Source organism: Vibrio sp. MOR3, from assembly GCF_001557775.1.
GTDB classification, from domain to species: domain Bacteria; phylum Pseudomonadota; class Gammaproteobacteria; order Enterobacterales; family Vibrionaceae; genus Vibrio; species Vibrio jasicida.
Window position 1 is genome coordinate 1 of the sequence record NZ_LNRD01000059.1, and the last position, 378, is coordinate 378.

The window sequence follows — 378 nt, forward strand, 5'->3', positions numbered from 1 at the left end:
TTGCTTGGCGACCATAGCGATTTGGACCCACCTGACTTCCATTCCGAACTCAGAAGTGAAACGAATTAGCGCCGATGGTAGTGTGGGGTTTCCCCATGTGAGAGTAGGACATCGCCAGGCTTTATTTCGCACTTGCTTATTTAATAAGCAAGTCACCATAAAGTTCTGAATTATTTTAGAGTTTTATGTTGACTTTCAAAGTGAAAAGCGTATTATACGCACCTCGCTTAAGTGCTAAGGCACTGAAAGCCAAGCTCTTTAACAATATAGACCTATCAATCTGTGTGGGCACTCGTTGATGATAATCCAATTAGAAACTTCGGTTTCAAATTAGGTTTCAATGAACTGAGTGACCAATCAAGTCTTCGGACTTGGCAC

The 378-nt window shown here is 41.8% G+C and carries 1 rRNA gene; it reads left to right on the forward strand.

Features of this window, described 5'->3' with window-relative positions:
• Positions 1-3: 3 nt before the first annotated feature.
• Positions 4-120: ribosomal RNA gene (gene rrf, locus ATB76_RS26925) — 5S ribosomal RNA — on the forward strand.
• Positions 121-378: the final 258 nt, after the last annotated feature.